Below are 26,344 nucleotides of genomic sequence, written 5' to 3' on the forward strand. Positions count from 1 at the left end.
CATGGACCTGAGCTGAGCAGATCGGCGAGAAGTCGAGGAGGACACCATGACCGACGGACCAGTCGAACTCACCGATCCCGCGCGTGCCCACGCAGCAGAAGGCTGGCAGACACCGCTCGACGACCTCCCAGTCCTCGGAACATCCCCCGACCCCCTCGCCGCCGCTGAGAACGCCGCAAAAGAAGAGGGGGATGACTCACCTGCCGAGGGCGAACCAAGCCGTACCGCCCCGGCCTCCCGCGGAGACCCCCTCACCTCGCTGCCTGCGCAAACCCCTGATCACATACCCCACCCGACCGCCGGAACCGGACGATCGCCCGGGGCCCCCCTGCAGCCCCGGACAGCGGATACGCCCGACCTCACCGCGCCGCGCACCGCCCTGACACCGACCGACCGCCACACCCAGTCGAATGATCAGGCCGCCCATGCGGAAGCAGAATCCCTGCTCTCCTACGAGGTGCAGCTCAACGCCCTCACCCCGCAGCTGAGCGAGGGCGAACACATCACCAAGGCCAAGCGGGCCAAGGACCGGCAGGGCGGCTTCAGCTCAGGCCCCCTGTGGGACCTCCTTACCGGTGGCGTCGGCTTCATCGTCGAAATGATCGAAGCCGGCAGCGACGCCGACAACGCCGGAACGCACCGTCTCAGCGTCTCCGGGCAATCCGGCGCTGTCAAAGACTTCCCCGGATGGGACCAGGTCATCACCTGGGCACGCCAACAAGCCGCAGAGGACAGCCCCGACACGGACCAGCACACCGGACTCGCAGCCGGGACAGAGCCCAGCCAACTGGACGGCAACAGAGATCAGCCCCTGACCGCACCTGGGCCGGGCACTGCCCCGGCCGACGGACACAACCCGGCCAGCACCCTGACTCCTAGCAGTCACACGGCCCCGGAGCCGTCGACCGGTACGGAGCCAGCCGCAGCGCCGCTGTACTGGACGACCGAAGACCGGGCGATGTGGAAGGGCCGTCCGGTCAGAGTGACCTCTGTGAAGCGGCACCCCGAAAAGAAGCCGCACATGGCCAAGAGCCCGGGCCAAGAGCTGACCGTATCGTGGCCGGAGGACGCGGCATCCGGGCTCGAGAAGGGCTCGGAGCAGGTCAACGAGTCGGAACTAGTCCGCATCGAACTCTCCGCAGACGAGGTCCGGTCGTTTCCAGGGGCATTGCTGGACGGCGAAACAGCCGTCCAAGTGAACGCGAACAGCTGGCAGTTCGCAAATGCCCAAGGACACGTCTACCGCCTTTGCAATAAGCCATGGGGTGAGAAGAAGGGCGATACGCACTGGGCAGTGGGGCATCTTCCGGATGCGCCCGGAGGCAACCTATACCGCTGGATCGGGAAGCACCACCCGGACCTCGACTACGTCCTGTCGTGGATGCGCCGGGACGGTGCATCACGCGCACTGGCAGAAGGCCGCTGGGCCCGACACCCGATCGACCCCGACGCCGTCGTGCCATTCAGCCTCGACGCCGAGGTGACAAAGCTCGAAGAAGGCTTCTGGAAGGTCACGCGCTACGGGCGGGAAGGCCGCATCGGCGACTTCCCCTGGGGCTACATGATCGGCCCATGGGGTGGGCTCCCAGAGAACGAAACCCGCCGCTACAGCGACGGAATGAAATGGGACTACGCGATCTATTGCATCACCCAGCAAGGGTTCCACGATCTCCCCACCGAGCGGCTCACCATCCTGAAGTCCCACTGGGGGATGAAAGAGGACTGCGCGACCGGCGGCCCCAACCACCTGGGCAGCTGCAAAAAGCATGAACCCCGGTTCCTTGTTGAGGTGGAAGGTGAAGGGCGCGTGGTGATCTGCGCCAAACATCTCACCTACCGCCTCACGGGCGGCGGCTTGCACGACTTCTCGGCCTACGAGGCAGCCCGTGAGGCGTGGAAGGTATCGGGCAAGGGGTGGTGGACTGACTGGCAGGAGCGGGCGTACGAGCTCACGTGGGATCTGGTCGCTCCAGCGGTCGACAAGGGACTGCCCATCCCGGATGTGCGGGCGGCGCTCATGGCGGAGGCCGAGCAGATCCGGGAGAAACGTGAGGAACGGGAAGCTGCAAAGGCGGCGAAAGAGGCCAGACGCGCGGCCCGGGAGGCCGCGAAGGCCGCGAAAGCGGCCGAGAAGGCGGGGCAAACCCGGACTGGCCCCAGCGACGATCAGTCGAACAAGCCTCAAGCGGACGTCAGCTCCCACAAGCCCCTCCGCTCCCAGGACGCTGCTGGGAGAGACGAGCAGACTGCGCTGTCTCACGGCGAACCGTCTGTCGCCGAACCCGCCGAAGCTAACGATGGCCGGACAACACTGAGACCGGCTGCCGAGAGCCAGACCCCCGCAGAGTCCACACCGGCCCCTGTTACGGCGGCCTCCTCGACGCCCCCCAAACCGACAACGACACCGACCGTCCCATTGGCTGGTGATGGTTCCAACCGCTACCAAGCCGTCCGTACCAAGGCGCAGAAGGCCTGGATCGTCGTGGACACCCAGGACCACAGCATCCCGTGGACCTGGGCGGACAACAGCGTCATCGAGTGCTTCTTCACCGGAGACAGGGCTGAGGGCACGGCGCGCAAGGCAGCCCACAAGCTCAACAGCGATCCTGCCGCCCGCATGGAGCCGCCTGAAGGGGCGACCACCCGCTACACCCGCCCGGCACAAGGTGAGTACCTCGGCAGAGTCACTGAAAGCACCGAAGCCCTCGCACGCATCGTGGAACCGGGCACCCCTGCTGATACCCGAGGAGAGCGGCTGACCACCCGCCGGCGCGGCAAGAAAGCGAAGATCGCCACAGAACAGCCAGCTGTCGCCGTCACAGCAGACGGGAACCTGATCCACTTCTGGCACCAGGAGGGAATGCCGGAACTGAGAGTCCGCCAGGAATTCCATGTAGCTGGCACGATCTTGAAACGCAAGATCGACAAGAACCAGAAGACGACCGTTCTTGCAAGTGTCTCCCTGGAGACCCCAGACCAGCGCTTTGACCGCGTCCATCTTCACCAGGCCGCGCCCACCACGCAGTGGACGCTTCCCACGCAGGGTAACGAGGCACTGATGGAAGAGGAACAGCGCGTCCGCATCCATGACCCCGAGTCCCCCTACAGAGCGGACAACACCAAAGGTTCCGCAGCTTTCGTCACCGTCACTGTGCGCCACCAGCGACTCGACGGCAGCTGGCGAACCGATACACCGGACGGACGGCACCTGGTCATCACACACAAGGACGTCCGCGCCATCGAAACCACCGCCGACCAACAAGCAGAGCCCCACCCCACTGCGGATCCGCAACACGCCCCAACGAACCCGCGCTGGGACGTCCCCGAGGATCTACGCCAGAAACTCGTCAAACTGAAGTACCCCGACCTTCACGACCGCTGGGAAACACGCCTCGCCAAGAACGATGAGGTGCTTCTCATCACCGACCCGTACAACTGGCACACGGTAGACGTGGCTAAGCCCTATGTCTTCAAGCTGAAGACCGGTCGTCACTGTAACTACACAGAAGTCATTGCCCGGCGACGGGACGGCCAGGGCACCACGGCACTCGACGTACCACAGCACAACGAGCTCACACCACCCGCCCAGTACCCTGCGAAACCTCCGATCGGCGGACCCGTACGGGAGCTGGACATGGAGGACATCACCAGGGAGCTTGCCGAACTCGACGCCTGGAGCACCGCTGCTGCCCCTGATGTACAGACCGAGGCGACAGCGACACTCCTTCTGCGTGTCGACGACCGACGACGCGCCCTGGCCCGCGCTCAGGAGAACCGGCGGCCTGCAGACACCCCCCGCACGTCCCCGGCTCCCACACGGCTCCCGCCCATCCTTGACCAGCAGTTTGCAACCTCAGACGACCTGATCGACCATCTCAAAGATGCTCAGGCCCGACCGAGAGGCCAAGACCGGGCCGCCGAGGACAGGCAAGCAGCCTTCTGCCGGTCTATGGCCCGACGCTCCGACGCTCAGCACCTGCTGATCCCAGCAGCCGACGGGCGGCTGGCCGTCGTCCAGGTCAGGCCTGGAAACTGGCAGGTCCGCGCCCCCCACCGGCTGCACGGTTTCGGCAAGGGGACGTGGGCGAAGTCCCGCTACCACGCCGAGGCCCTTGCTGAAGCCATGGCCGACATCACCGATGCCGCCGGCTTCCTCTTCCCCTGGTCGGACCCGTGGGCGGACCAAAGGGCAAGACTCTTCCGGGACGCGAGCGGACGTACGCTTGAAGAAGTCCTTATCCAAGTGCGTGACGAAGTCCCCGAACCGCCCGAGCCTGATGACGGGTTCGGAACCTTTTCGGAGGCCCCCACTTCCACACCGCGACAGGGCGCCGAAGAGCAGATGCCGCCGCTGGATGGGAACCTTCCGACGGCAGGTGTAGCGCCCTCATCTGGCATCGGTGCGACGAAACACCCCGAGGACCAGGAAACGGCACCCAAGGCCTCCGACGTCAACCCTGATAGGGCAGGCGGGCAGGAGCAGGACGGCAAGAGCCCAGCCAGGACCGTTGACACAGGATGGACGACACCGCTCGATGATCTACCCATCCTCGGGCAAGCGGAGGCCACCCCCCAAGCCGAGAACAGTCAGTACGACAACCACGCCTACATGCCGGTTACCGATCAGGATGACCTGCCGCAGAACGTGGCCGACCAGGCGCCAGCGACTGATCCCTGGACAACCGCGGCCGATGATGTCCCCCTGCTCACCATCACCGCCGTACAAGCCGCACAACCTGAGCTGACCGACGTCACTCAGGAAACAGCTGACCCACCGCACTCAGCCAAGTCCGAAACCCTCGACGCCGCCACCACTCAAGACCGTGGCATTCCCACCACACAAGAAGAACAGAGCACACCGAACCACGCCCCCCCACAGAACGCGGACGATTCGAACACGCCCTCAGACCCCGGACCAGCAGCACCCACCACGGCCCGCAACCAGTTCGCCGACACGGAACTGCGCCCCGCCCGTCTCCTGTACCCCGAAGGCACACCGCTCCTCGTCCATGCACCCACAGAAGAAGGCGCCGACACCGAGGCCACCTCCGAAGGAACTGCCGCGCCGCCCTGGGGTACGGGCCACTGGCAGGCGGTGCGGTACCGCGACGGATCCCGGGAGATCATTCACCCCGCCCTCATATCGCTTCCCGGACGACCGCGCTACCCAGGTACCGAAGGTGCCTCCGAGGTGGCCCGCTGGGAGGCTCTAGACCGCGCCGAAGCCATCGGCGCCCTGCACGCCGCGATTCCTGCCGGTGCCGTCAGGCACGGAGACCAACTGGGTATCGAACGCCGCTCGCGCGGCACGACTCGCACCGATCTGTACGGCATCACCTCCATCAGACTCGCCACCCGGGGACGGGGACGCCGGGCACGGTTTGGCCTTGAGTTCACCTACCCTGGCCCGCGTGGAGCCGACAAGACGGCCTTCCACGAGGAGTCGAGCGCTGTGCTCATCGGGCACCCCGATACCCATCCGGCCGTCACCGGTCCCGATGACGGCCGGCCGATCACCACCCGGCTTCTTGCTCAGCTCTACCAGAGCGGTGCACAGCTGGTTCAGGTACCGGACTTCAGCACCCTGGAACTGGTGGCCGATGGGCAATTCGCCATGCACCACGGAGATTTCGGGTGGGAGCTGTTCCCCGCCACGACGGCGATGACGATCCATGCCGACCAAGTGCTTGGCGTGGAGGATCACCCGCTGCCTCTCGCGGAACTCACAGACGCAGACCAGGCCCGTGGATTTGCTGAGCACCTCGTGGCCCGATTCCCGCCCACTGAGCCTGGAGGCATGGACTTTGCTTCGCCCGAGTTCGCGACTGTCGCTTCGACCTGGCGCGATTCCGAAGGCGGCTCTCTCTACCTGGCGCTACTCGCCGAGCGCGCTGGCTTCGACCGAGCCCATGCCCGAACCGATTCGGTGGTTTCCAAGTTCTACACGCTCTTCGAGGACACCCAGGACCGGCCCGAACCCCCGGCCGGAAAGCAGTGGGCCGACCAGCTCATCGACGGCGACGGCATCCTGCTCGAAGTCGATGACGCCGTGACGTTCTCTGCGATCCGTGATCACCACCTTGCATCCAACGGTCTTGTCTCCCTGACCCTTGACGACGGTGAACGCGTCCACCTGGCCCGCGGTGCCCTCATCCCCAGCGATGTCGCCCAGCCCCTCACCGACGCTGCCGGGACCATCTACGCCGACCGCCAGGCCGCATGGGCCGTACAGGACGGCTGGATCGAGTTCGATGCCGCCGACGTCGACCCCGACATCGCCCCCCACCTCAACCTTCCCTCGCCGCTGCTGCCCGGTTCGCGCATCCGCGCCCAGATCACAGGCCGCGATGATGACGACGCCCTTCACCTCGCCCACCTGCGCCTGCTCACCACCGATCAGCACCGGCACTCACTCGTCGACCAGCTCACCGTTGCACCCCCCGACACAATCGTCCGCCTGCGTGAACACGCTGCCGGGCAGGAGGAGACCTGGATCCCTAGCCACCCTTCGCCAACCTCTCAAACGGCCGCGCAAATCGTTCAGCCCACCACCGACAACGGCACTCGGGCACTCCCTGACCAGGCAGCTCACATGGCCGACTCAGGGGGCGGGCCCGCAACGCAATCAGAAAGGCCCCCGGCCCAGCCCACTCCGGACACCGCTCGTGAGCCAGAGCCTGCTCCCGCTCCCAGCATGCCTCCGACCTCCGCCGTAACTTCGTCCGCCGCAGCAGTTGACGATGGGACAACGGGGGAACAGACCGCCGCAGCCCCAGACAGCATCGGCGGCGACACGCCTCCCAAACCCACGCCCCCAAAGCTCACTGCTCCGCCAGCCCCCGCCGGCCCGGACGGCACCGAGCCTCGTGAACGCCAAGCTCCGCCCCATCCCGCAACTACGGACGGCGCGAAACGCGTAGCAACCGATGAACCCGACGAGAACCCCAGCAGCCCTGTCAACACTGCGCGGGAGGGGAAACCGCCCGCGCCGCAGACACCCACCAGCCGAGGCTCAGAGACGGGCCCGCTACAGGAACACGCCCAACGACTGGCCGACCAAGCAGCCGCCGCGACCACCGCCGATCAAGCGCGAAGCCAGTGGGAAGAAGCACGGGGCGCACAGATCCCGGCGGACACGCGCGTCAACACTCCGCACGGCACACAGCCCTTGTTGCCCTACCTCACAGCCCGCGGCGAAGAACTCGTACGGAACGAAAAGGCAGAAGACACCTCTCACAAGACCCCGCGCCCCGACAACGAAAACCCCGCCCCGGTTGCCCCGGATCTTGCGCCTGCTCACAACACACAACCACCCTCGCCGCCCGCCCCCTCCACGCCGGAGGCGGCCCCCGCGCCGGTGCTGCAACTGGACGACGGCCGCGTTCACCAAGTACCCGAGGAAGCTGCCCGACAACTGCACCAGGACCTGAACGCCGCGCTAGCCGCCGAGACGCCGCCTCAACAGGCGTCCTTGTACGGACACCTGCACGGCCAGCCCATCTACCTGCTCCGCGAAGCAGCCTCACAGGAAGCCACGAAGGTTCCGCCCGCCAGACGGGCGCTCTACCTCGGCCTCAGCGAGGGCGGCGCGGACCAGTGCTTCGCCTACCTTTGCCAGGCCGACCTGACGGACCTCAGCCCCGATGCCTTGCTGCAGGCAACTCAGCAGTGGGCCAGCGCGCACGAGCCGGTTCTCACAAGTCTGCGCGCGCTCGCCCCTGGCACCCCCCAGACCAGCCCGAACGGCACCGGTGAGTTCCCCCAGGGAGAGGTATCCCGCCCCAACCCGGGCCATGATCCTGCGCAAACCGAGCCCCGCGACGCTGCAACACCTCAGCCTTCCAGCCAGCGCACCGACGACACCCGTAAGGAGACTCAAGCCCTTATGACGGCCACCACGCCCGAGGACACGTCCGTCCGGCCGGCACCGGGTATCGCTGAGTCCGCCCCCGTCACAGCACCCAAGCCATCCGGTGGGCCCGCTCCCCAGCCCGAGACCCCCACACGCCTCACCCCCAGCACATCGCCGCCAGACGCAGCGCAGCCCACACCCTCCCAGGAGCCCGCTCCGATACCCGGCGCGGTGAGCGAACGGCTCCTCCACATCGCCCAAACCGCCGTGGAGGGCACAGGCCTGGCACCCGACCTGGTCGGAACTCATCAGGACAGCCACCACCTCGTGATCACACACGCCACCACGGGAGACGACGACCTCGACGGCGAAATAGCGCGTCTGATCCGCGCCGGCATCAATGACCACGTCACCGACGGCGGCGACCCAGAGCTCGCGCGCTACGCCGTGGATGTCCGCGTGACGCAACAGCAGGGCCAGGCCACCCTGAACGACCCCACAACCTCCTCACCAGACACCGCAGTCGTCACAGACAAGGACCGCCTCTACCAGCTCATGGAGGCAGCGGCCGAGCTCTTCGCCGCTGAACTCAAGTCGTCGACCCAGGAGGCAAAGGCAGCAGCCAACTACCTCACCCGACGGCGTGGCCACGACCTCCAGGGCGAATTGGTCGCCCAGTGGGGAGTCGGACACGCGCGCCGAAGCCGCCATGCCACGGTCACCGACAAGCTCCGAGAACGTGGCTACACGGATCAGGAACTCCTCCGTACGGGGCTGCTGCGACTCAACGAAGAGACCGATCGCCTTAATAACGCATTCTGGCATCGCCTCATGTGGCCCGTGCGTGACCTTGATGGGCGCGTGATCGGATTCACCGGTCGAACGCTAGGCGATCCCAAGGACCACAAGTACCTGAACACGGCTGCCGCGTCGCCGCACGGGCCAACGCTCTACCAAAAGAGCAAGGTCCTTCTGGGGATGGAGCGTCTGAGGACCACCCAGGGGCCCATCTACCTCGGCGAGGGCCCCTTCGAACTCATGGCCGTTGACGCCGCGCACCAGGCCGCCGGTCAGCCCCTGCCGGCAGCGGTGGGAACCTGCGGGACATCACTGACAGCCGAGCACGTCAAGGTACTCAAGGAATTCTGCACGCCAGGCCGGCCCCTGATCTGGCTCCTCAACAATGACAAGAACAGAGCTGCTGAAAAGGCGCTCCTTCGAAACTGGCACCTGGTCGCTTCATTGCCAGGCGGCGTCCTTGTCGTCAAACCGGCAGGAGCCAACGACTTCGGCGACATCCACGAAAACTCCGACCAGGGACCGCGTGAAGTACTCCATCAAATAGAAGGCAGTCGGCAACCGCTCCTGGACGCCGTCATCGACGCCGACCTCGTCCTCAACTGGGATCCGACAGTCGAGGACGAGAACACCAGAAACGCAGCTGCGGCCAAGATCGTCGCCGACCGGCTGTGGGAATACCTGGAGGCCGCACGGGAACGCGAGCCCGCCCGCGGCGAGCTCGAAACCTTCGCCCTCACCCACGCCCGACGCGTCGCCCAGGAACCCTGGAATGTACCGCTGAGGGACACACTCGCCAGGATCCTCATCGGACCAAGCGAGAGGACGGCAGACGACCACTGGCGCGAAACGGTGCGTCAGCGCGCAGAAGAACTCGCCGCCGGCGAAGTGACACGCAACGCCCCGGACTCCCCGCTACCTGGAGAACACGTGACCCGCCCACCGACAACAGACGAGCAAGCACAGCCCTCCACGCCCGTCGGCTCCGACACAAGCGATAGTCGGAGCTATGCCGTCCGCATCCCCGACACCTACTTCCAGCGCCACCTGACCAACCTGGCGCGAGTGGCCTCAGATCAGCATGCTGCCCTGCCCAATGTCGCCAACGACGCGATCCAGGCCCTCGGACTCGGCCTCAGCAATGAAGCGGAAGCCCGCACGGCCGCGAGCTACTGGTCCGAGCTGCATCCGCTCGCCCAATTCGACGCCAACACCGACCACGTACGCCAGCACGTGGCAGCCAACAGCCGCCGCGATGAAAAGCAACAGCTCATCGCCGACGCAGCTGGCCAAATGCGCATCGCCATCCAGGAATTCCTCCCAGTCGTTCGTACAAGGCTCGACGAAGTGCTCGCCGATATTTCGATCCCGCCGGGTCTGGACAGCGCTTCGCCGGAAGCCGCGGCGGCAGCGCTGCACCAGCTTCGAACCGCGGAGGCGGACCTGGTCCGCGAACTCACCAGGACTCTCGCACAGATCATCGGCACCACGATGGACCGGGCTGCAGCAGCGAAGATGGAAGCCGGGGGAGTCCGTCATGCCTTGCACCAAGTGCTCGGCTGGGACGGGTCCCTCTTCGCCAAAGACACACCAGAACCGGTAGCGCACTTCGCCGCAGCCACGGCCGCCATTCACGGCATGGCACAAGCAACCGGCCGTGACTTGAACGCGCGTCTCGGCCTCGTCGATACGGAAGAGAGCGAGCGCGCACAGGCATGGTGGCCGCACCTCATCAAGGGAAGGGCGGATCCCTCAGCCGCGACCAGCCCGACAGTAGATGTCCCAGCATCCGACTCCCCGGGGCAGCAAACGCCAGGGGAACCGACAGCATCAACCCAGACCGCCGCCACCCTGGCTGGCACCGCGCAAACGGCCACGGAAGAGCCCCGGCCTGACGCGGTCGACAGGCACTTGGGTACCTTCGAACTCACCCTGGAGCCAGAAGGACGGAACCTATACCAGACCACCCACCGTGTTGTTGCGTCGTCGCGGCTGAGCAAAGAACTCAACGCGCTGCTGGACGCCCACCGCCTTGCCCGCCGAGCAGACGCCGACCAGCCCAGGCCCTACGGAACACTTCGCACGATTCCCATGGCCACCAGTGCCGAAGCGCTGGACACCGACCATCCGGCACTCGTCATCTGGTTCGGAACCCCGCCAGAAAATCCCGTGCGCCTGCCACACAGCGACCTCACCCGACTGATCGGCTCACGACTCCTGGCAACGCTCGAATGGCAGGCATTCACCTCGGCGAGCACCGCAGCCGTGCTCTCCTCACCCTGGTTCGACGAACTGGACCGAATTCTGCCCGACGATCAACTCGACACCAGTATCACCAAATCCGAACTCATCGAACTCCTCCACGCCTATGCCGAGCTGCACGCCGACCCGGAACCAACCGAGCAGGAACTCGCACGCGCCCAGGAGGCCGTCGCGCTCTTCGCCCGCCAGCGACCCGCCGAGGCCCTTATCCACCTTGCCGAACACGGCCACCGGTGGATCCGGCTCGGCTCCGAAGGATGGACCTACCAACCCAGCCCCCCAACCAGCACAACCCCGGCCACGGACGCCGATCCGATCCAGGTGACAGCCCTTGAAGAGACGTTCCAGGAGCTGCGAGCCGCAGTCCGCAGCCTGGACGAGGACGCCGAGACGGCCGCGACCTCCCAAGGGACGCCCAGCGAGCAGACTGCCCCAGCCACACATGAACCACCGAACACCGCACACCACGCGCCCATCACGGCAACAGCCCAGGACACGCCCGGTCAGCAGGACCCCACTGCTGCGCCCACGCCGACCACACACGAACCACCGAACACCGCGAAAACCGGGCCCGTCACCGAGGAAGAACTCAGCGCAGAAGAAGCCGCCCTGCGACTGAGCCTTGAGTCGTTCTCACCGCACCAGGACGCGCTTCCGCCCGGCCTCTACTCCAGCCTCAGCGACCTCGTCGGCCAGATCGAGGGCACACTGCCCAAGATCCGCCGTCTCCACAACGCCAATAAAAATCCGCTGATGAACCGCGCCCTGCGCATCATCGTCCGCACCAGCGAATTCCTGAGCACTCTAGCCACCCGACTCCACCTCCCCGACCTGATCAGCCGGAACATCGAGCGGTTCATCGCACACCTGCGCGGAGCCCCGCGCCCCGGAACACCCACCCCCGACGACCAACTCCCAGCCCCCCACCGCGACCGCCGCCTGCAGGACCTCAGCCACAACCAACGCTCCCTCGAAAAACACATGGCTAACCCGTCCCTCACCAGCGACATGCGCGCCGCCCTACAGAGAGACTGGGTCCTCAACCGCGCCCAGTGGTTCGTTCACCACGAGGAGAAGTACGGCCCCGCCCCCGGCGACCTGATCCCCGCGGAGAGCCACCTGGTGGCGGGAGCCCCGCCCCTACCGAACATAACCAAGGCGTACAGCGACTTGATCAGCTCCCTGCATGCACGCGCTGAGCAGCTACGCAAGAAGTCAGAGAACGATCCCCGCGCCGACCTTTACACCCGCGCTGCTCAGGCCTACCAAGCTCGACTCGCCGGAAATCCCGCCGAACGTGACTACCCCCCCGGCCTCATCACACGCAGTGTCCTGCGTACAGCGGCCCTCGCTGTCGCCCGGCAAGGCAGCGCGTCACCCGTGGCCATTCAGGCCGCGTTCGACCACCAGATGCCCTATGACCTCGCCAATCACACGCTGCAGCTGCTTGAAGCCTCCAACATCGTCGGCCCCCTGACCGGGCGTGCTCCCCGAGCGGTGAACGTGAGAAGTGACAGCGACGTCGAGCGGCGGCTGAACAGACCCCCGGTGCCCAGCCCCACCCCGCCACCAGCACGCGTAGACGTGCCCGCCACGCAGGCAGCTGGCCCGGAAGAAGACCCTCTTGAGAAGGCCCTGCACGACAGGGTCTCCGAACTGTCCGAGGCCGCAAACCACATGCATCGGCTGAGGGGTCCCCTCCGAAATCCCCGCCCGCCTGCCACCGGCCTCAAGAACGCCGACCCGCAGATCACCGAAGCCCAACGCGCGGCGACGCATCAGCCGGTCTCAACCGGGCCGACCTACTGAGTTTGAGCTCATCCACCGCTTACAGGAGGTGCGAAATGAGCATCCCAGCTCCTGTCCAAGACCCCAACCTGGTACGAACCACCACGGGCGCGGCCGGTGGCAAAGTACTCGGAACGCCATCGACGTCATTTGGCGCCGCTACCCGACTCCGGAAGAGACCGGTCTTTCCGGGGAGTCCTTGGACACTCTGGTCGAGGCCGGCCGCGCAATTGCCCGCCCCGCGGCGGACCTGACCGCTGGCAATTGCTCGACGGGCGTGATCAACCCGAGTCAGAAGCACCAACGACCCGATCAGCGACGCCCGCACTTTCGTGGACCAGTCGGCCGCGCACATACCGTCAGATATCCCGACGGTGGCACTACCAGCAGCCTGCACACCGAAAGTCGGCAGCAGAGTCATCCAATCCTCTGACCGACCACACTCTCACTCACGGAGCTTCACATGACGATTGAGTCTCCGCTGGACGCAGAACAACGGAGCCGACTGGAGCGGCTTCGCAGGCAGCGTGCCGCTCGCGAATTGCGCAGGCGGGTGAACAACGCTGCCAAGAACTCACCATCCGCCAGCCGCGACACGAATTACTACGCTGCTCTCCCGAACCCATCCTTTACGGGAATTCGGTAGCCGCGGGGAGCCGTCGCGGCCACGAGGCGGGACAGAACGCGGGCGCGCCAGCGCCGGGGGAAGCCAGGGCGGTCGTAGAGCTGCTGGTGCGGGAGCAGGCTGAGGAACGGCAGCCCAGCCGCCGAAAGCGGGAAGAAGCGCGACGGCTCTGAAGGCGTGACATCGCGGCGTGTCCTGTAACCAGTGTGGACCCACCGGCCCTACTGCGCCTGAAGATCGGCCCATGGAGTGCCCACCGCAACGGTGCCAGCCACACGTGCCCATGACCCCCACAGCGCGCGACGTCTACGGCCACGGACACGGTGGCAGCCCGGCAGAGTGGGGCGATGCTTTCAGCCGCCGAGTCGACGGCGTGGCCGTGCGCCTCGTGAGGCCCATCGACACCGAACAGCCGAGCTGGGCGGTCTACGAGCACGGTCGGTACCTGGGCACGCTGCATGCCCGCAGCGACAGCGACGGACTGTGGCACGTGCAGAGCGTGGCTGAACGGCACACGCACCTGGACGATGCAGTGCGAGTCCTTCGCAGGCCGCCATCGTGGCTGGCCGCCCGTGCGCGGGCCGCCCGATGGGCCGACGATCTGCTGACCGATCCAGCACTGCTGCTGGTAGACGTACAGACCACCGGCCTCGGCCAAGCCTGGGCCGTTCAGTTCGCCGCGATCGACGGCACTGGTCGCACCCTGGTGAACGAACTGCTCGACCCGCAAGCCCCGATCACTGGCGCGGCGAGCACACTGCACGGCATCACTCCCGCCCATGTTGCCCGGGCCGCGACCTTCAGCGACCTCCTACCAGATCTGACTGGCATTCTGCAGGGGCGGCGCTGCGTCGCCTACAACGCCCGCTTCGACCAAGCCGTGCTCGCACGCGAGCTGCTACGTCACCACCGTGTCCCCTCACCGGTGCGGGCATGGCTGGACGCGTGCCGGTGGGAAGACGCCATGAGGCCGGTCGCCGTAGGCAGAGGCATGTGGTCGGCGGACCGCTCCGCCTACCGCGACCAGCGTCTGGGCGGCCCCTATGACGCGGCTGTCAAATGCCGCGCTTTGCTCGGGAGCCTGCGCCACCTGGCAAGCCTGGGCTGAGGCACGCCGTGGCGGTCGGCGGCTACCGGTCGAGCAGCGACAATGCCGGGCCGGTACCGGCGGGATGCACCTCGATGCCTCCATCGCAGTTCAGGAGTACCCGACGTCCCGGGTAGGTGCGCTGCGCGATGGCAGTGTCCCGTTCATCGAAGTCGCCAGTGAACAGCAGTACACCGTAGATGAGTTCAGTGCGCTGGACAGCACTGGGCCAGCGGTGCAGACACGCTTCGGCGGTCATGGGCCGGTCGGCTGGCGGCAGGTCAGGGCCGGGCACGATATCTCTTCCCTTCTTCACTCTTCTCGCGCAGGGCAGAGAGCGGATTTTGGGGGAGCGGGCCGCGTAGCTGGGGCAGCAGCGGGGCTGTGCGATCGAGATGACTACGCAGCACGGGCAGGGGGAGAGCTTCCTGGCGCAGCACCTTCCCCGAGATCAGCCTGTTGGCCACTGGTCGCCGCCTGCTCGTCCTCCACGTCGTACTCCAGCCCCGCCAGCAGCAGGTTGATCGCCGGAGCAGTGGCCTTCAGGACCGCCTGACCGCGCCGCCCGAACGCCTCCTCCAGCAGCCGCAACGACACCGTCACTCGGTGGTGACCGGCCCGGTAGTCGCTGTAGGAGATGTCGAACTCCTCACCACCCGTGGCCTCCACCTCCATGCCCTGCCTGCTCACGACCGCCTCCAGCGCCGCCAGAGCGAGAGTGCGCGGATCGTAGAGATCTGCCGGGAACTGCTGCCAGGACTGCCTCTGATCGATGCGGTGCAGCGGAGCGGCACGCGCCAGCACCGAGGCACGCCGCACGAATCCGGGCTCAGCAACCAGACCAAGCCATGTGTCGACTCCCTCCATGGCCTCCGGTGCAGCAGCCAGAAGCCGCCGCTCCTCCCAGTCCAGCAGAGACTGCACGATCTGGTCGGTGTCGTCATCCTCGTGAAGGCCGTGACCGGCCTGTGAGAAGTGTGTTCCTTGCATGCGCACAGTGCAGCAGACAGATACGACAAGACCCTGTAAAAAATGCTAATCCGGTCATTCTGTCGGCGGGCGGCCGACAGAGGGAACCTCAACCGCTAAAAGCCCCCCTACACCAGCAGCTTTCCCAGGCCACCCCTACAAGCGGATCTGCTGCTGAACACCGGGTCCGCGTCGGGGCACACAGATCCCCAACGCGAAAGAGGAACGAACGGCGTTGGTCTCCATACCGGCCCGTGCTGGGCCCAAAGCCACGCTCGGCAGGGCGCCAGCAGCCTGACCGGTAGGCGCCAGCGTCTGCCCAGGGCTCCACCTGCCCGAATGGCCCGCGAACCGGGCCATTCGGTGCAGCCGCCGCGCGGCACGCCGGCCACCTGGCATCCCGTCACCAGCCCGAACAGATCGCTGCAGCCGACTCCTCCGCCGCGCAGTGAACCGTGACCGCCGACCTGTACGCGCACCGGCCCGTGGCTGCGTCCTTCAGAACGGGCCGAGGGCGGTGGGGACGGTCTCGGCTCCACCCAGCCACCGGGCCCACCAGCACGCCGCGGCCACCGTCACCGACGCGTGGATACGACCCGCAACGATTCTGCACCTGCGGAGTGCGGCCTTCCCACCAGGCCAGCGACACTCCTCGCTTCATTGGTCAATCTTCAGGCGTCACCCCATGGGAAAGGGCGAGGTTTAGTCTTGAGACACTGCAACGCTGCTGCCGCCGCTGCTGGGCGGGCCGGCAGCGATGACCTCAGTTCTGAACTTGGCGTCACTGCCCCACCGCTCCCGGGATCGGGGTTGGTGGTATCCGTTGGTGCATTCTCCAAGCCAGGACCGTGAGATCCGCTCCAGGGCGCGAGCGAAGGCATCATGCCACAGGTATACAGAGGCCCCGGAATCGTCCTTCGCTTCAAAAGCTGAGCGGTGGGCTGTCCAAAGAGCCGTGAGCTCTTCGACGACACTGCCGTGAAGCCACCAGCAATCGCGGGGCAGCTGGTCGACGGTGAGCTCGAATTGGTCGGCAATATCGATCACCCAAGAGGTGAACTCGGCCCACGTCTCAGAGCGTTCGGGCTCCTCCAGGTTGCGCCAGATCACGGGCGTACCGGCCGGCCGACCGTCACCGTTGGAGTCGGCACCTCCTGGGCCGCCAACTCCACCGCCGAGAGACTGCTGATCCTCGACCCGGGCCATGCGGATGTGGAGGCCGGAGAGCTCGTCATTGATGGATTCGAGGGCCTTGAAGAGCGGATCGAGCGGGTCAGGCACCGGAGTTCACCTTCCGCAGAGTCTCCTTGGTTGCTGCTGCGATCTCCTTGGCACGAACTCCTTCATGGATCCGCTGGAAGCGGACCCGGGTGACGGGAGTGCGGCGATGGATGACGAGTCCTTCTCGCTCCTTGATCATGCGGATGTCACCCGGTTCAAGAACCGCACGGCGCCGCGTGGACACCGATATGGATGAGCGTTCACCGTCGTCGCTTACGCTCTCGGTGTCCTCCTCGAATTCTCCGGCGAGTGCCGAATAGGTCTTGAGTTCCTGCTCGTCACTGATCCCGCCGAGAATGATCTTGACAGTCGCTGCCGCAAACATCTTCCTGACGCCTATCTCTCCCCAGCGTTCCTGTGCCTGTGCCAGGTTCTGAAGAACAGCAGCCATGAAGATATTTTGGCTTCCGGATACGGACATGAGGGATGGGATCTGTGGAAGAGGCGCGACATTTGCGAGCTCGTCGCCGAGGATTCCCAATGGCGGGTCCAGCCGGCCGTTGGGCATACGCGCAGCCAGGCGCTTCCCGGTATCCAGAATGGCTCTGGAGAAGGCGGCCATGATCGGTGCGAGGGAGGAGCCTTCTTCTTCCTCTCCTATGAGGAAGACCGTTCCCCCCTTTGTCAGCCAGCCCTCGATGCTGAAGTTGTCGTCGTCGCTGGCTGATCCGCCGAATATCTCGGCGACGCTGGCGTCATACAAAGCGAGGAACGATTGCTCGGCGGTACGCCAAGACGCACTGCGTTCTTCTGGTGCGGCAGAGTGTTGCGCCGCGAGGGCTCGCGAAAGCTCGTGGCGACCGTATTTGGCGAGGATGGTCACGGCGTCACGTTCGTTGGGCGAAGTTGCCCAGCGCATGATGTCCAAGGTGGGACGGTTGTCCAATGCGGCAGCGTGCAGCCAACACGTGATCAACATTTGGGCATTCATCACGAAATACCCGCCATTTTTGGTGCCTTCGTCACTCTTGGTGGTAGTGGCAAGCGTCTCGGCGCGCTTTCGTGCGACCGAAAACTCCTCGCAGCCGTCGCACAGCGACCATTTCAGCTGGACAGGCCACCCGGAAAGCCCAGTAGGGTCAAGTACCATGACGGGGCCGAGTTCTTCGCGGGCTTTAGCGGTGGCGTAGAGAACATCGACCTTGGATGATGTGGCGAGCACGGGCCCAGGGAAGTCGAGAATCCAGGGAATGATCAGCTGAGATGTCTTTCCCTCACGCGGTGGGGCGATGAGAATAACGGTCTCTTCGAATGGAATGTAGAGGTCGACGCCGGTGGGAATAGCGGTTCCTGCGAAAACGGCGACTTCTGTGACCTTGACGTCTGTGACCGCTCGCGACGGCTTCTTTTTGCCCAGCCACACTGGCCGTGTCTCGCCCGAGAGTTTTGCGGTCTTGGCGAGGCTGGGGCGCAGTGCCGACAGGCGGGAGAGAGCCTTTGCCTCACCCATCGCATCCTCGAGCTGCTGCCTGGTTGCCAGGCCGTCGGTGCCTTCGTCGCGCCACTGTGTCCAGCAGCTCCAGGCCGCCCGTGTGCCCCAGGCGGATGCTCCGGCCTCCAGCAGCATGAGGGTATAGAAGGGGAAGGGGGCGCCGACGCCGGACTTCTGACCGAACGCCGAGGCAGGGTCGCCGGGGTGCGTCAGCAGCTCCGTCAGTGCGGCTGCGGCCTGGGACCAGGACACCGAGGCGGGTACTCCGTTGGAGAGCAGCCCGGAAAGGACTGCTGCCAGCCAGGCCCAGAGGGTCAAGGCCATGAAGGCAGCCAGGAGGAAGATCCACCACGCGTCCCGGTACAGGTGAAGACCCCTCGCGGAATGGGGGGAGACTACCTTCGCCATGCTTCCTCCTCGGACGCGAGGAGGCTCCGGGCCGGTGCGCGGAGGTGTGTGAGCCGGCCAGATGCCCAGGGGGCAGGCTCAGTGAAGACGCGAAGCACCTCCTCCGGGAGTTGCACGGTTCCCGGGGTGGGCACGTTGACGAACCGGCGCACGTCAGGGGTCATCAGCGGCAAGACGTGCGTGTGTGTGGTCATCAGGCTGTGACGCCCAGTTTGGGATGGTTGCAGCATCAGCCCATCGCCTCCCACAGCGTGCGCTCGACATTCTCAGTGCCGCGGGCAGCGCGCGGACGCGAAGGGGTGTGCCACCCCCGGCGAGGGCGCCGCTGAGCTACCACCCGCCAGTTAGCGCCGCGCAAGCTCGCGCCACTCTCCCCGTCCTGGGTGTAGGTGATCAGGCGGGTGTAACCCAGCGCCTTCGTCGCGCGCCACGCGGCGCCGTAGAGGAGCGAATTCGCGTTCCGAACCCCGTCACTACACGTACGAGTAACTTCCAGCGTTGCCCGGTCGTCCAGGCGACGAGCGACAGGCCGCCCCACGATCACGACGGCGCGCAGGATCCCGTCATCATCAGCGGCGCCGACAGCAAAGATCTGCCCGGCGGGCGGCGGGTGGTGTCGGTGCCAGGCGCGGACGAATGCCGCGGCCTCGCGAAACCGCACGGGCACCAGGTGGAGGCTCATTCCACACCACCACCGGCTCGTGAGTCCAAGCCTCCGCCGTTGCTGCGGGGCACGTATGGGGTGCGGGAACCCACGACAATGGATAGCCTCATCATCGAGATGTCACCCGCGAGTTCATGGGGATTATGGGTGCCGTATTCGGCAACTCACGGACCTTCTCGGTCATCTTCGAGTTGGTGTTGGTCAGCGAGATCTCGATGCGGCTCCGGATGTGCTCGACGAGCTGGACTCGCTGGCCGACCTGCCATACCGCATTGCCTGGCGCACACCTGCTCGCGCCATCTGTGATCGCGTCCCGGGCCCAGCCGGGGAGCTGGAGGTAGTCTGCCGTGATGTCGGCCTCGTGCCTGTCCATGTGATAGATCACGCGCGTGGCGGTCAACTTCAAGATGGCCTCGGCCTCGGGCGCTTCGGCGAGGCGCAGATCCGCCAGGTGGTGGAGTATCGCCCAGAACGACAACCCCAACCGGCGCCCAAACCTGACGAACTCCTCGAAGAGCCGCGCTACGGGGCGGTGCGACAAGATATGCCAGGCTTCCTCAACTATGAGTGTTCTTTTGACGGAGTCACCCGGTTTGATCCAGCCCCAGCGCAGCCAGGGGCCGATGACGCTCATCAAGAGGGGCATGGCACTTCCCTCGCGGGGGAGCGCGGTCAGGTCGAACACGATTAGCTTGGCGTCAAGGTCGATGCCCTCGGTCGTCGGTCCGTTGAACAGACCCGCCAAGTCACGTTCCTCGGAGCAGAGCTGGTCCATGGCGAGTGAAGCGGGCTGGCCCCACGCCACCATCTGGTCCTCGCTGACCTCGCGTTTGCCGAGCAAGCCGGGACCGGGCCGGGTCAGCGTGTCGTGGATGTCGCTGAGGACGGGGACTCGGCCTTCGGCGACAGCCCGCTCCATGGCTGCGCGATGTGCAACGGACAGAGCGAATCGGGTCTCGGAGGAGAGAGGACCGCTGAGGATCTCGACCATGCTGCACAAGACTGCGAACTGGTGCTTGCTGGGGATGCGAGGGTCCAGGGGGTTGAGGCGCACGCCGTCGCCGTCCCCGCCGTAGACCAGGCGGATGGGTTTGATACCCACGGCTCGGGCGATTGCGTCCCACTCGCCGACGCCGTCCTCGCCCTGGGCATCGAGAATCGCAAATGCCCTCTCGCGGAAGCGGAGCTGGCGCAGTACGTAACACTTCTCCAGCGCCGATTTTCCGCAACCGCTCTTGCCCAAGACCAGGGCGTGGCCGCTGGGCAGACGTTCCCGGGCGGAGGGGTCGTAGAGGACGAAGGGGTCATAGATGAATGCCTTGCCGCTGTAGATCTCGCGGCCGATTATGACGCCGCGAGGGTCCGAGCTCGGCGAGCCGACCGCGGGATACAAGCCGCAGGCCTGGGCCGTGCTCGTGCGCAGGGGACGGCGGCGTGTCTGAGTCTGGGGCCGCAGTAGTTCCAGCATGATGCTCATCCCCCCAGCAGGCCGCCGGCGAGCGGCAGAGTGTTGGCGAAGGCGCGGTGCTGTTCCAGGTCGCACCATTCCAGGGCGAGCTGGCTCTTGGTCGACGCGGCGCGGATCGTGCCCTTGTTCTGCTCCAAACCGTCCTGGTCCCGAGCGGACACGGTCACCCAGCCGGTCAGGCGAACGCCGGCCGCCCCGGAGGCGATCTCCTCCATCGTGGAGGTGGCCGCATGCTGCTCACGGCGCTCACGTGGATCGGTGATCTTTCCTGGCTTGGCGTCCGCCTGCCCCAACTCGTTGGTGGCATCTGAAATCGCGTCCTGCATGGCCCGGTCGGAAGGAACCAGATCCATCGTCACGGCGACGGTGCAGATCACGTCCGGCACGTACAGCAACACCGGGGCGAGGAAGTTCAGGCCCACCGGCAAAATGGGGAACTGCTTGATCCAGGCCGTGGCATGCATCCAGGGCTGGCTGGTCTCCCAGCCGCGCGAGACCATGACGGTCTGTTCGCGTGCATCCATTTCCGCAGGCCAGCAGGTTGCTCGATCCATGCCACGTACATCATTAAGCCAGTGATCGGGCGCGTAGCAGTGGTGTACGAAGGAAGCGAGGGCGGCCTCGTCGAGGCTGCGGACCCATCGCAACTGGGCGGTTCCCAGACTGCGGATGAAGCTCTCGACCTCCTTGCCGAGCACAACGCCGTAGCCTTCGAAAAGGGAGTTGTACTTGAGCGACTCCGCGACCAGGTCCTGGCTGTAGCGGATGCCGATGACCAGAAACAGCCGTCGGTCCTCGGCGCTGATGGCCACCCTCTGCAGCAGCTGTTCATAGGAGTCATGCAGCCAACCAGCCGCTTTCGGGTCCCGGCGGGCCTGGGCGTCGCGGGCATGGGCGTTGGGGTCGACGGGCACGATCCGAGCGATCCACTGGAGCCGACTGATCCGGCCCCCGGCGTCCGAGGTCTGTCGAAGGAGGGTTTCCCAGGCGGAGACAAGCGCCTCCTGGTCTGCCGTGTCCAGACCGCCGAAGTTCTTCTGGCCTTCGACCTCTATCACCGCAGTGAACAGTCCCTCGGTCGGCTGAAGCAGTACCGCTATATCGCCATACGCGGTGCGGGCCCGGAACCATTCCATCCCATGCGGCACCCCAGCGGGCGCGTTGACGGGCACGGACTGCCCAGCCATCGTTCGGCCCGCCAACGGTGCCTTCGACCGGTACAAGAGCGAGCCGTTCCGCAGCAGCTTGCGATAGGAGTGCCGTATCTCCCACCAGCGCAGATATGTTCGGCCCTTGTAGGGAAGGAGGACGCTTGCTGTGCTCAGAACGAGGATGGATGCGAACGTCGCAACCTTGAGGGCCGCACTCGGGACCACGGCAAGGGTGAGCAGCGACGCAGCGGCTCCGCCACCGAGCACGAGCTGCTCGTCTCCTTCGAATCGCCGGCCAAGCAGGCCGCGTGGGCGCGGCCGGGGAAAGAGGAATGCGCGAGGCACGGCTACTCCATTCCGCTACTGAAGTGGTCGGGACCAGACGGGGGCGCCGGGGCTGGCGCCGAAGCGGGGGATGGAGCTGGCGGCGCGCCAGCGCCGTCGGGCGACCCTGCCGGAGGAGGCGATGAGGGCGGTGTGAACGCACCGCCCGATCCCGATGACGAACCTGACGAGGAGTCCGAGTCGGCTAGCGCATTCGACGACTGATTCGATCCGCTGCCTTGCCCCTGACCGCCGCCGAGTCCCTTGAACGCGGCGTCTTCGTAATCCTTTTGCTGCTCGTCCATGTCCTGCTTGGCCTTTGCGGCGATGGCAGCCTCGGGCCCCGCTGCGGCTGCGAGCTCCTCGCCACTGCCGCCACCCGAGTCGCCTCCATCGCCCCCGCCGAGGCGGGGGTTGTCCATCCCCTTGAGGCGGTCGATCGAGGACTTGCCTTGCTCGTACGCGGACTTGGCCTGGTCCACGAAGGTGCCTCGAGCACTGAGGATCGCCTGCATTTCATCGCCAAAGATGGGCACGAACTTGCCGATCTGGAATGGTGCGAACAATGCGAGGAAGAACAAGGCGAACACCGATATGAGTGTACCCAAAGCCTGCCCGAAACTTAGATCTGCCACATTGCGAGGAATTCCCTCGGTGAGCGCGATAGCGAGTGCCAGAACCGTGTAAATGACGTACTTGGCGGAAATGATGGCGACCATCACCCCAGCCCACTGTTTCGTATGCTTCCATAAATCCTTGTTGACCAGGCCGGAGAACACCGTCGGGCCGAACACGAGACCGCAGAGGATCAGTGCATTGCGGACTGCGAGCAGGAGCCAGATTCCCAGCAGGATCATGATCAGGGAGAATCCGATGATGAGCGCCAGGGGTGCACCAAGGCCCGAACCGGACAGCACCATTAGGCATCCGACGACGATGCCGCCGAGAACGGTGATCTTAAGGGCCTGCGAACCGAGCATTGACTCAGCCGCGCCGTCCATGAGCTTGACCGTGTAGGCGACCGCTGCGGGAGCGAAGGCGCTCACCATAACGGCCATCAGAAGGTATCCAATGGATTCGCTCAGAGCCTGCCCGAAGTGCACTCCCTGCGCCGCCCTTTTGGCCACGGCGAACAGCCAAAGAATTGCTGTGAGGATCGTAGAGACGCCAAAAGTCAAGGCGTAGATTTGAAGGAAACCCGGATTTCCCCAGTCGATCTCTGTGCCGAGGTTTACGGCCAGGGTGTTCATTTCTTGATCTCCCCACCCAGTTCCTGGATCAACTTCCCACTGGTCTGGGCGAACTTCTCCGAGAAGTATCCGAGAGGGTCCGACGCCAGGTCGTACGCCGTGTTCACCTTTCCGCCGAGATCGCTGAGGGGCTTGGTTACGTCCTTGCCTATATCGGCAGCCCTGTCGACTCCTTTCTCCAGAAGGCTGCATCCGGGGAGATCACAGACGTCCACGGCATGAGCATCCGGCAGAGTCGGTGAAAATATCGCCGACGCGCACGAAAGAATGAGTACCGGAAGCAAGCGGGCAAATGCTCGCGAAGTCTTAGCCGACGTAAGGGGGCGCATTGAATTCCTCATCCATCTTCCGGAACATGTCGACCGAGTCCGGAGCCCTATCAGTGGTCTGCAATGGCGTCGGCCCAGCACTCTGAGAAATGTCTGCCAACTTCCAGTCGCTCTGCTGCCACTGGAGCGTGAGCGTGTAAGTGGTCCAGTTGGCAGAAACCGGGAGCGGCGAGTTCGTGCTGGTCATGCCGACCAGCTCGCTCATCCAGATCTTGACCGTCGCCACCTGAGGCGAGTAACTGCCCATCTGCGTGCCCACAGGAGAAGCGCGCATGATCATGTGCGCAGAACCTCCACTGTCGAGCCCGAGAGAGGCCACCACCTTGGACGCGTCCCGGTCATCCCTGCGCTGCTGTTCCTTGACGGATTCACGCGTCATGACCGTTTCCAGAATGGCGTGGCGAAATTCCTGGTCCGTGAAGTACGAAGGGCTTGACCGTGCTACCTCGTAGTTCACCGCCGCTGCGAGTGCGCCGGCCTTGGACCGTGGATATCCGACGGGGATTCCCTTGACTGCACCTCCGGCTTTCACGCCGCCACCACTTCCACCTGGAGATGAAGTGATGCTGGAGGTGGGTGTCGGTCGCTGACCGGAATTAGATGACCCGCTTCCGGAGATATTTGACAGAAATACTCCAACGATGAGGATCGCAGCGAATGCAAGACCGGCAATCTTCGCACGCCGCCACGGGGAGTTTTCGCCCGGAGCCGTAGACCCTGCGGAATCTGGCACCAGAGAGCGGGTGCCGCCCCGCGCCTTTGCCCGACTCGTCATTTGACCTTGGCCCCCATGCCGTAGACGATCGTGAAGATCGTTGCCATGGCGGCTACCACGAACAAGCCGACCAGGGCACTGGCGACCTGAGTCTGGCCCTTCTTGGTCTCCATGGTGTTCGCCTGAGAATTTCCGACCTTGATATGCATTGCGCCTACAACCGCCGTTCCCAGAAGAAACAGGACGACGCCAGCCATGATGACGCCAATCACCTGTTGAGCCGGTTCCTGGAGCGTTGAGAACGGCCCCCAGCTCGGCGTGATGCCATGCAAGAGACCATCGATCTTTCCACCCTCGCTTCCGCCCTCCTCTTTTCCGCTCTTAGCTCCGGCTATCACCGACGTGCTGTGAAGAAGCGTGAGCATCTCCGTCCCGTCCCTCCAGGTCGCCGTTGAGGGAACTCCTCGCCCGTGGACGGCGCAGCGTACGGAAATGCGGGAAGGATTCTCCCGCTTGACGGGAATGGAACCGTTCAGGAACTGACCTTGTAAGTCCTGCTACCCCGCATGCCGTTCGCTGAATTAGGATCCCCCTCTGGTGGCGGTCGCTTCTGATCCCTTTTCCAGGTCAGAACCGTAGGGACCCCAAAGCGGAGGGCAGTACGCGCGGTGTGAGAAACGAAGCCATTTCCCGCACTGCGGGAAAAAATCTCTAAGTTTCCCGCGCTGCGGACGAAACCTTGCGGACGACACGCACACCGGAGGAAAAAGAGTGGCCGTTTTGCAGCGAATAGCAATGCTCGGCGCCGTCATGCTGCTCGCCCTCGTGATGTTGATCGGCCTAGCCCTGCAGGCCGTCTTCTCAAGCCCGGAATCCGTCGCCAACGCCCAGACCTGCGAGGCGCCCCTCAAGCCCTTCGGGGACGGAACCGACGGCACCGGCCCGCAAGGCCCCGAGGTGAAGTTCGAGGGGGAAACCAGGACCAGCAGAACTACACGCGTCACCGTGCCACTACGCCCCGAAGGCCCTCAGGAACAGCCCAAGTGGAGCACCTCGCGGGAGCGAAACGCCGCCGTGATCACTAACGTGGCGCGCACTCGCCACCTCAACCCACGCGCAGCCGTGATCGCTGTAGCCACCTCGATGCAAGAGTCAACGCTGGACAACCTCAACGGGGGCGACCGCGACTCGGCCGGGCTGTTCCAACAGCGCCCATCCCAGGGATGGGGAACCCTCGCGCAGGTGACGGACCCGATCCATGCGGCAAACACCTTCTACAATCACCTGGTCAAAGTCGCCAACTGGCAGACCGACCCGCTGACTCGGGTAGCGCAGAAGGTCCAGGCGTCCGGGCATCCCGAGAAGTACGCCAAATGGGAATCCAGCGCGGGCGCACTCGTTGCCAAGACCTGGGGGACGGAAGCCGTCACCTCCACCACTGACGGCTGCACCGGCGACGCAGACGCCCCGGCCGGCAAGTTCAGCGTCAAGAACCCCCGCGCCCCGGCCCAGGCCATACAAGCCGCCCGCAAGGCCCCGAACACCCCCCTGCCACTCCAGACTTGTAACTCCGAGGGCACGTGGCGCCGTTGCTGCGATAACTTCGTCGCCCAGACCTACGGCTATGGCAGCAGCGGCTCCGCGACCGCCAACGCCCACTGGGACCGCCTCGTATCCGCCGGACTCGCGCACGCCGGATCCAACACGCCGCCCCCCGGAGCCCTGCTCTTCTACGCCACCAACGACCCGGCCGGCCACGTCGCCCTCTACCTCGGCAATGACCTGGTCGCCTCCAACGACATCAAACGCAACGGATACATCGACATCGTCCGCCGCAAGGAACTCACCCACGGCGCCTGGAGACTGCGCTACCGCGGCTGGGCTGAACCCTCATTCCCCAGCGCCGGCGGTAAATCTTCGATCTGAACCACAGCCAACCCC

Annotated in this window: 14 protein-coding genes; 3 read left to right on the forward strand and 11 right to left on the reverse strand. The window is 65.3% G+C overall.

Going from position 1 to position 26,344, the window contains the following annotated elements:
• The first annotated feature begins 46 nt into the window (after positions 1–46).
• On the forward strand, positions 47–12,721 hold the full coding sequence (locus ACZ7IB_RS36590; protein WP_470918648.1) for a hypothetical protein: 12,675 nt from the start codon (positions 47–49) through the stop codon (positions 12,719–12,721).
• A gap of 887 nt (positions 12,722–13,608) precedes the next feature.
• Positions 13,609–14,433: a 3'-5' exonuclease gene (locus ACZ7IB_RS36595; RefSeq protein WP_470918650.1), complete on the forward strand. Its 825-nt coding sequence runs from the start codon at positions 13,609–13,611 to the stop codon at positions 14,431–14,433.
• 22 nt (positions 14,434–14,455) lie between these two features.
• Here ACZ7IB_RS36595 and ACZ7IB_RS36600 read toward each other — a convergent pair whose 3' ends face one another.
• The 11 genes from ACZ7IB_RS36600 to ACZ7IB_RS36650 all read right to left on the reverse strand — a co-directional run bounded on the left by ACZ7IB_RS36600 (position 14,456) and on the right by ACZ7IB_RS36650 (position 24,828).
• Positions 14,456–14,707 carry a hypothetical protein gene (locus tag ACZ7IB_RS36600; protein ID WP_470918651.1) on the reverse strand — a complete coding sequence of 84 codons (252 nt, stop codon included), beginning with the start codon at positions 14,705–14,707 and terminating at the stop codon, positions 14,456–14,458.
• A 104-nt stretch (positions 14,708–14,811) separates the two neighbouring features.
• Positions 14,812–15,402, reverse strand: coding sequence for a hypothetical protein (locus ACZ7IB_RS36605; protein ID WP_470918653.1), 591 nt, complete (start codon positions 15,400–15,402; stop codon positions 14,812–14,814).
• A gap of 681 nt (positions 15,403–16,083) precedes the next feature.
• Positions 16,084–16,662 carry a hypothetical protein gene (locus ACZ7IB_RS36610; RefSeq protein ID WP_470918654.1) on the reverse strand — a complete coding sequence of 193 codons (579 nt, stop codon included), beginning with the start codon at positions 16,660–16,662 and terminating at the stop codon, positions 16,084–16,086.
• Positions 16,655–18,502 carry a type IV secretory system conjugative DNA transfer family protein gene (locus ACZ7IB_RS36615; RefSeq protein WP_470918655.1) on the reverse strand — a complete coding sequence of 616 codons (1,848 nt, stop codon included), beginning with the start codon at positions 18,500–18,502 and terminating at the stop codon, positions 16,655–16,657. The genes ACZ7IB_RS36610 and ACZ7IB_RS36615 overlap by 8 nt, the downstream gene beginning before the upstream one ends.
• A 229-nt stretch (positions 18,503–18,731) precedes the next feature.
• Positions 18,732–19,184 (reverse strand): XF1762 family protein, encoded by a 453-nt coding sequence (locus tag ACZ7IB_RS36620; protein WP_470918656.1) that lies wholly within the window; start codon positions 19,182–19,184, stop codon positions 18,732–18,734.
• Between the two features lie 91 nt (positions 19,185–19,275).
• Entirely contained in the window at positions 19,276–20,643 is a 1,368-nt protein-coding gene (locus ACZ7IB_RS36625) for an ATP/GTP-binding protein (RefSeq protein WP_470918657.1), read from the reverse strand.
• A complete protein-coding gene (locus ACZ7IB_RS36630) occupies positions 20,640–22,130 on the reverse strand; it encodes an SCO6880 family protein (protein WP_470918658.1) in 1,491 nt (496 codons plus the stop codon). Before ACZ7IB_RS36630 ends, ACZ7IB_RS36625 begins: the two co-directional genes overlap by 4 nt.
• A 2-nt stretch (positions 22,131–22,132) precedes the next feature.
• A complete protein-coding gene (locus tag ACZ7IB_RS36635) occupies positions 22,133–23,359 on the reverse strand; it encodes a hypothetical protein (RefSeq protein WP_470918659.1) in 1,227 nt (408 codons plus the stop codon).
• Positions 23,356–23,574 (reverse strand): hypothetical protein, encoded by a 219-nt coding sequence (locus tag ACZ7IB_RS36640; protein ID WP_470918661.1) that lies wholly within the window; start codon positions 23,572–23,574, stop codon positions 23,356–23,358. The genes ACZ7IB_RS36635 and ACZ7IB_RS36640 overlap by 4 nt, the downstream gene beginning before the upstream one ends.
• 91 nt (positions 23,575–23,665) lie before the next feature.
• On the reverse strand, positions 23,666–24,463 hold the full coding sequence (locus ACZ7IB_RS36645; RefSeq protein WP_470918662.1) for a DUF8175 domain-containg protein: 798 nt from the start codon (positions 24,461–24,463) through the stop codon (positions 23,666–23,668).
• Entirely contained in the window at positions 24,460–24,828 is a 369-nt protein-coding gene (locus ACZ7IB_RS36650) for a hypothetical protein (protein ID WP_470918663.1), read from the reverse strand. The genes ACZ7IB_RS36645 and ACZ7IB_RS36650 overlap by 4 nt, the downstream gene beginning before the upstream one ends.
• Before the next feature lie 346 nt (positions 24,829–25,174).
• Here ACZ7IB_RS36650 and ACZ7IB_RS36655 point away from each other — a divergent pair, with 346 nt between their 5' ends.
• Positions 25,175–26,329 carry a C40 family peptidase gene (locus ACZ7IB_RS36655; protein ID WP_470918664.1) on the forward strand — a complete coding sequence of 385 codons (1,155 nt, stop codon included), beginning with the start codon at positions 25,175–25,177 and terminating at the stop codon, positions 26,327–26,329.
• Positions 26,330–26,344: the final 15 nt, after the last annotated feature.

It is taken from the genome of Streptomyces sp. NPDC037301 (genome assembly GCF_055602785.1).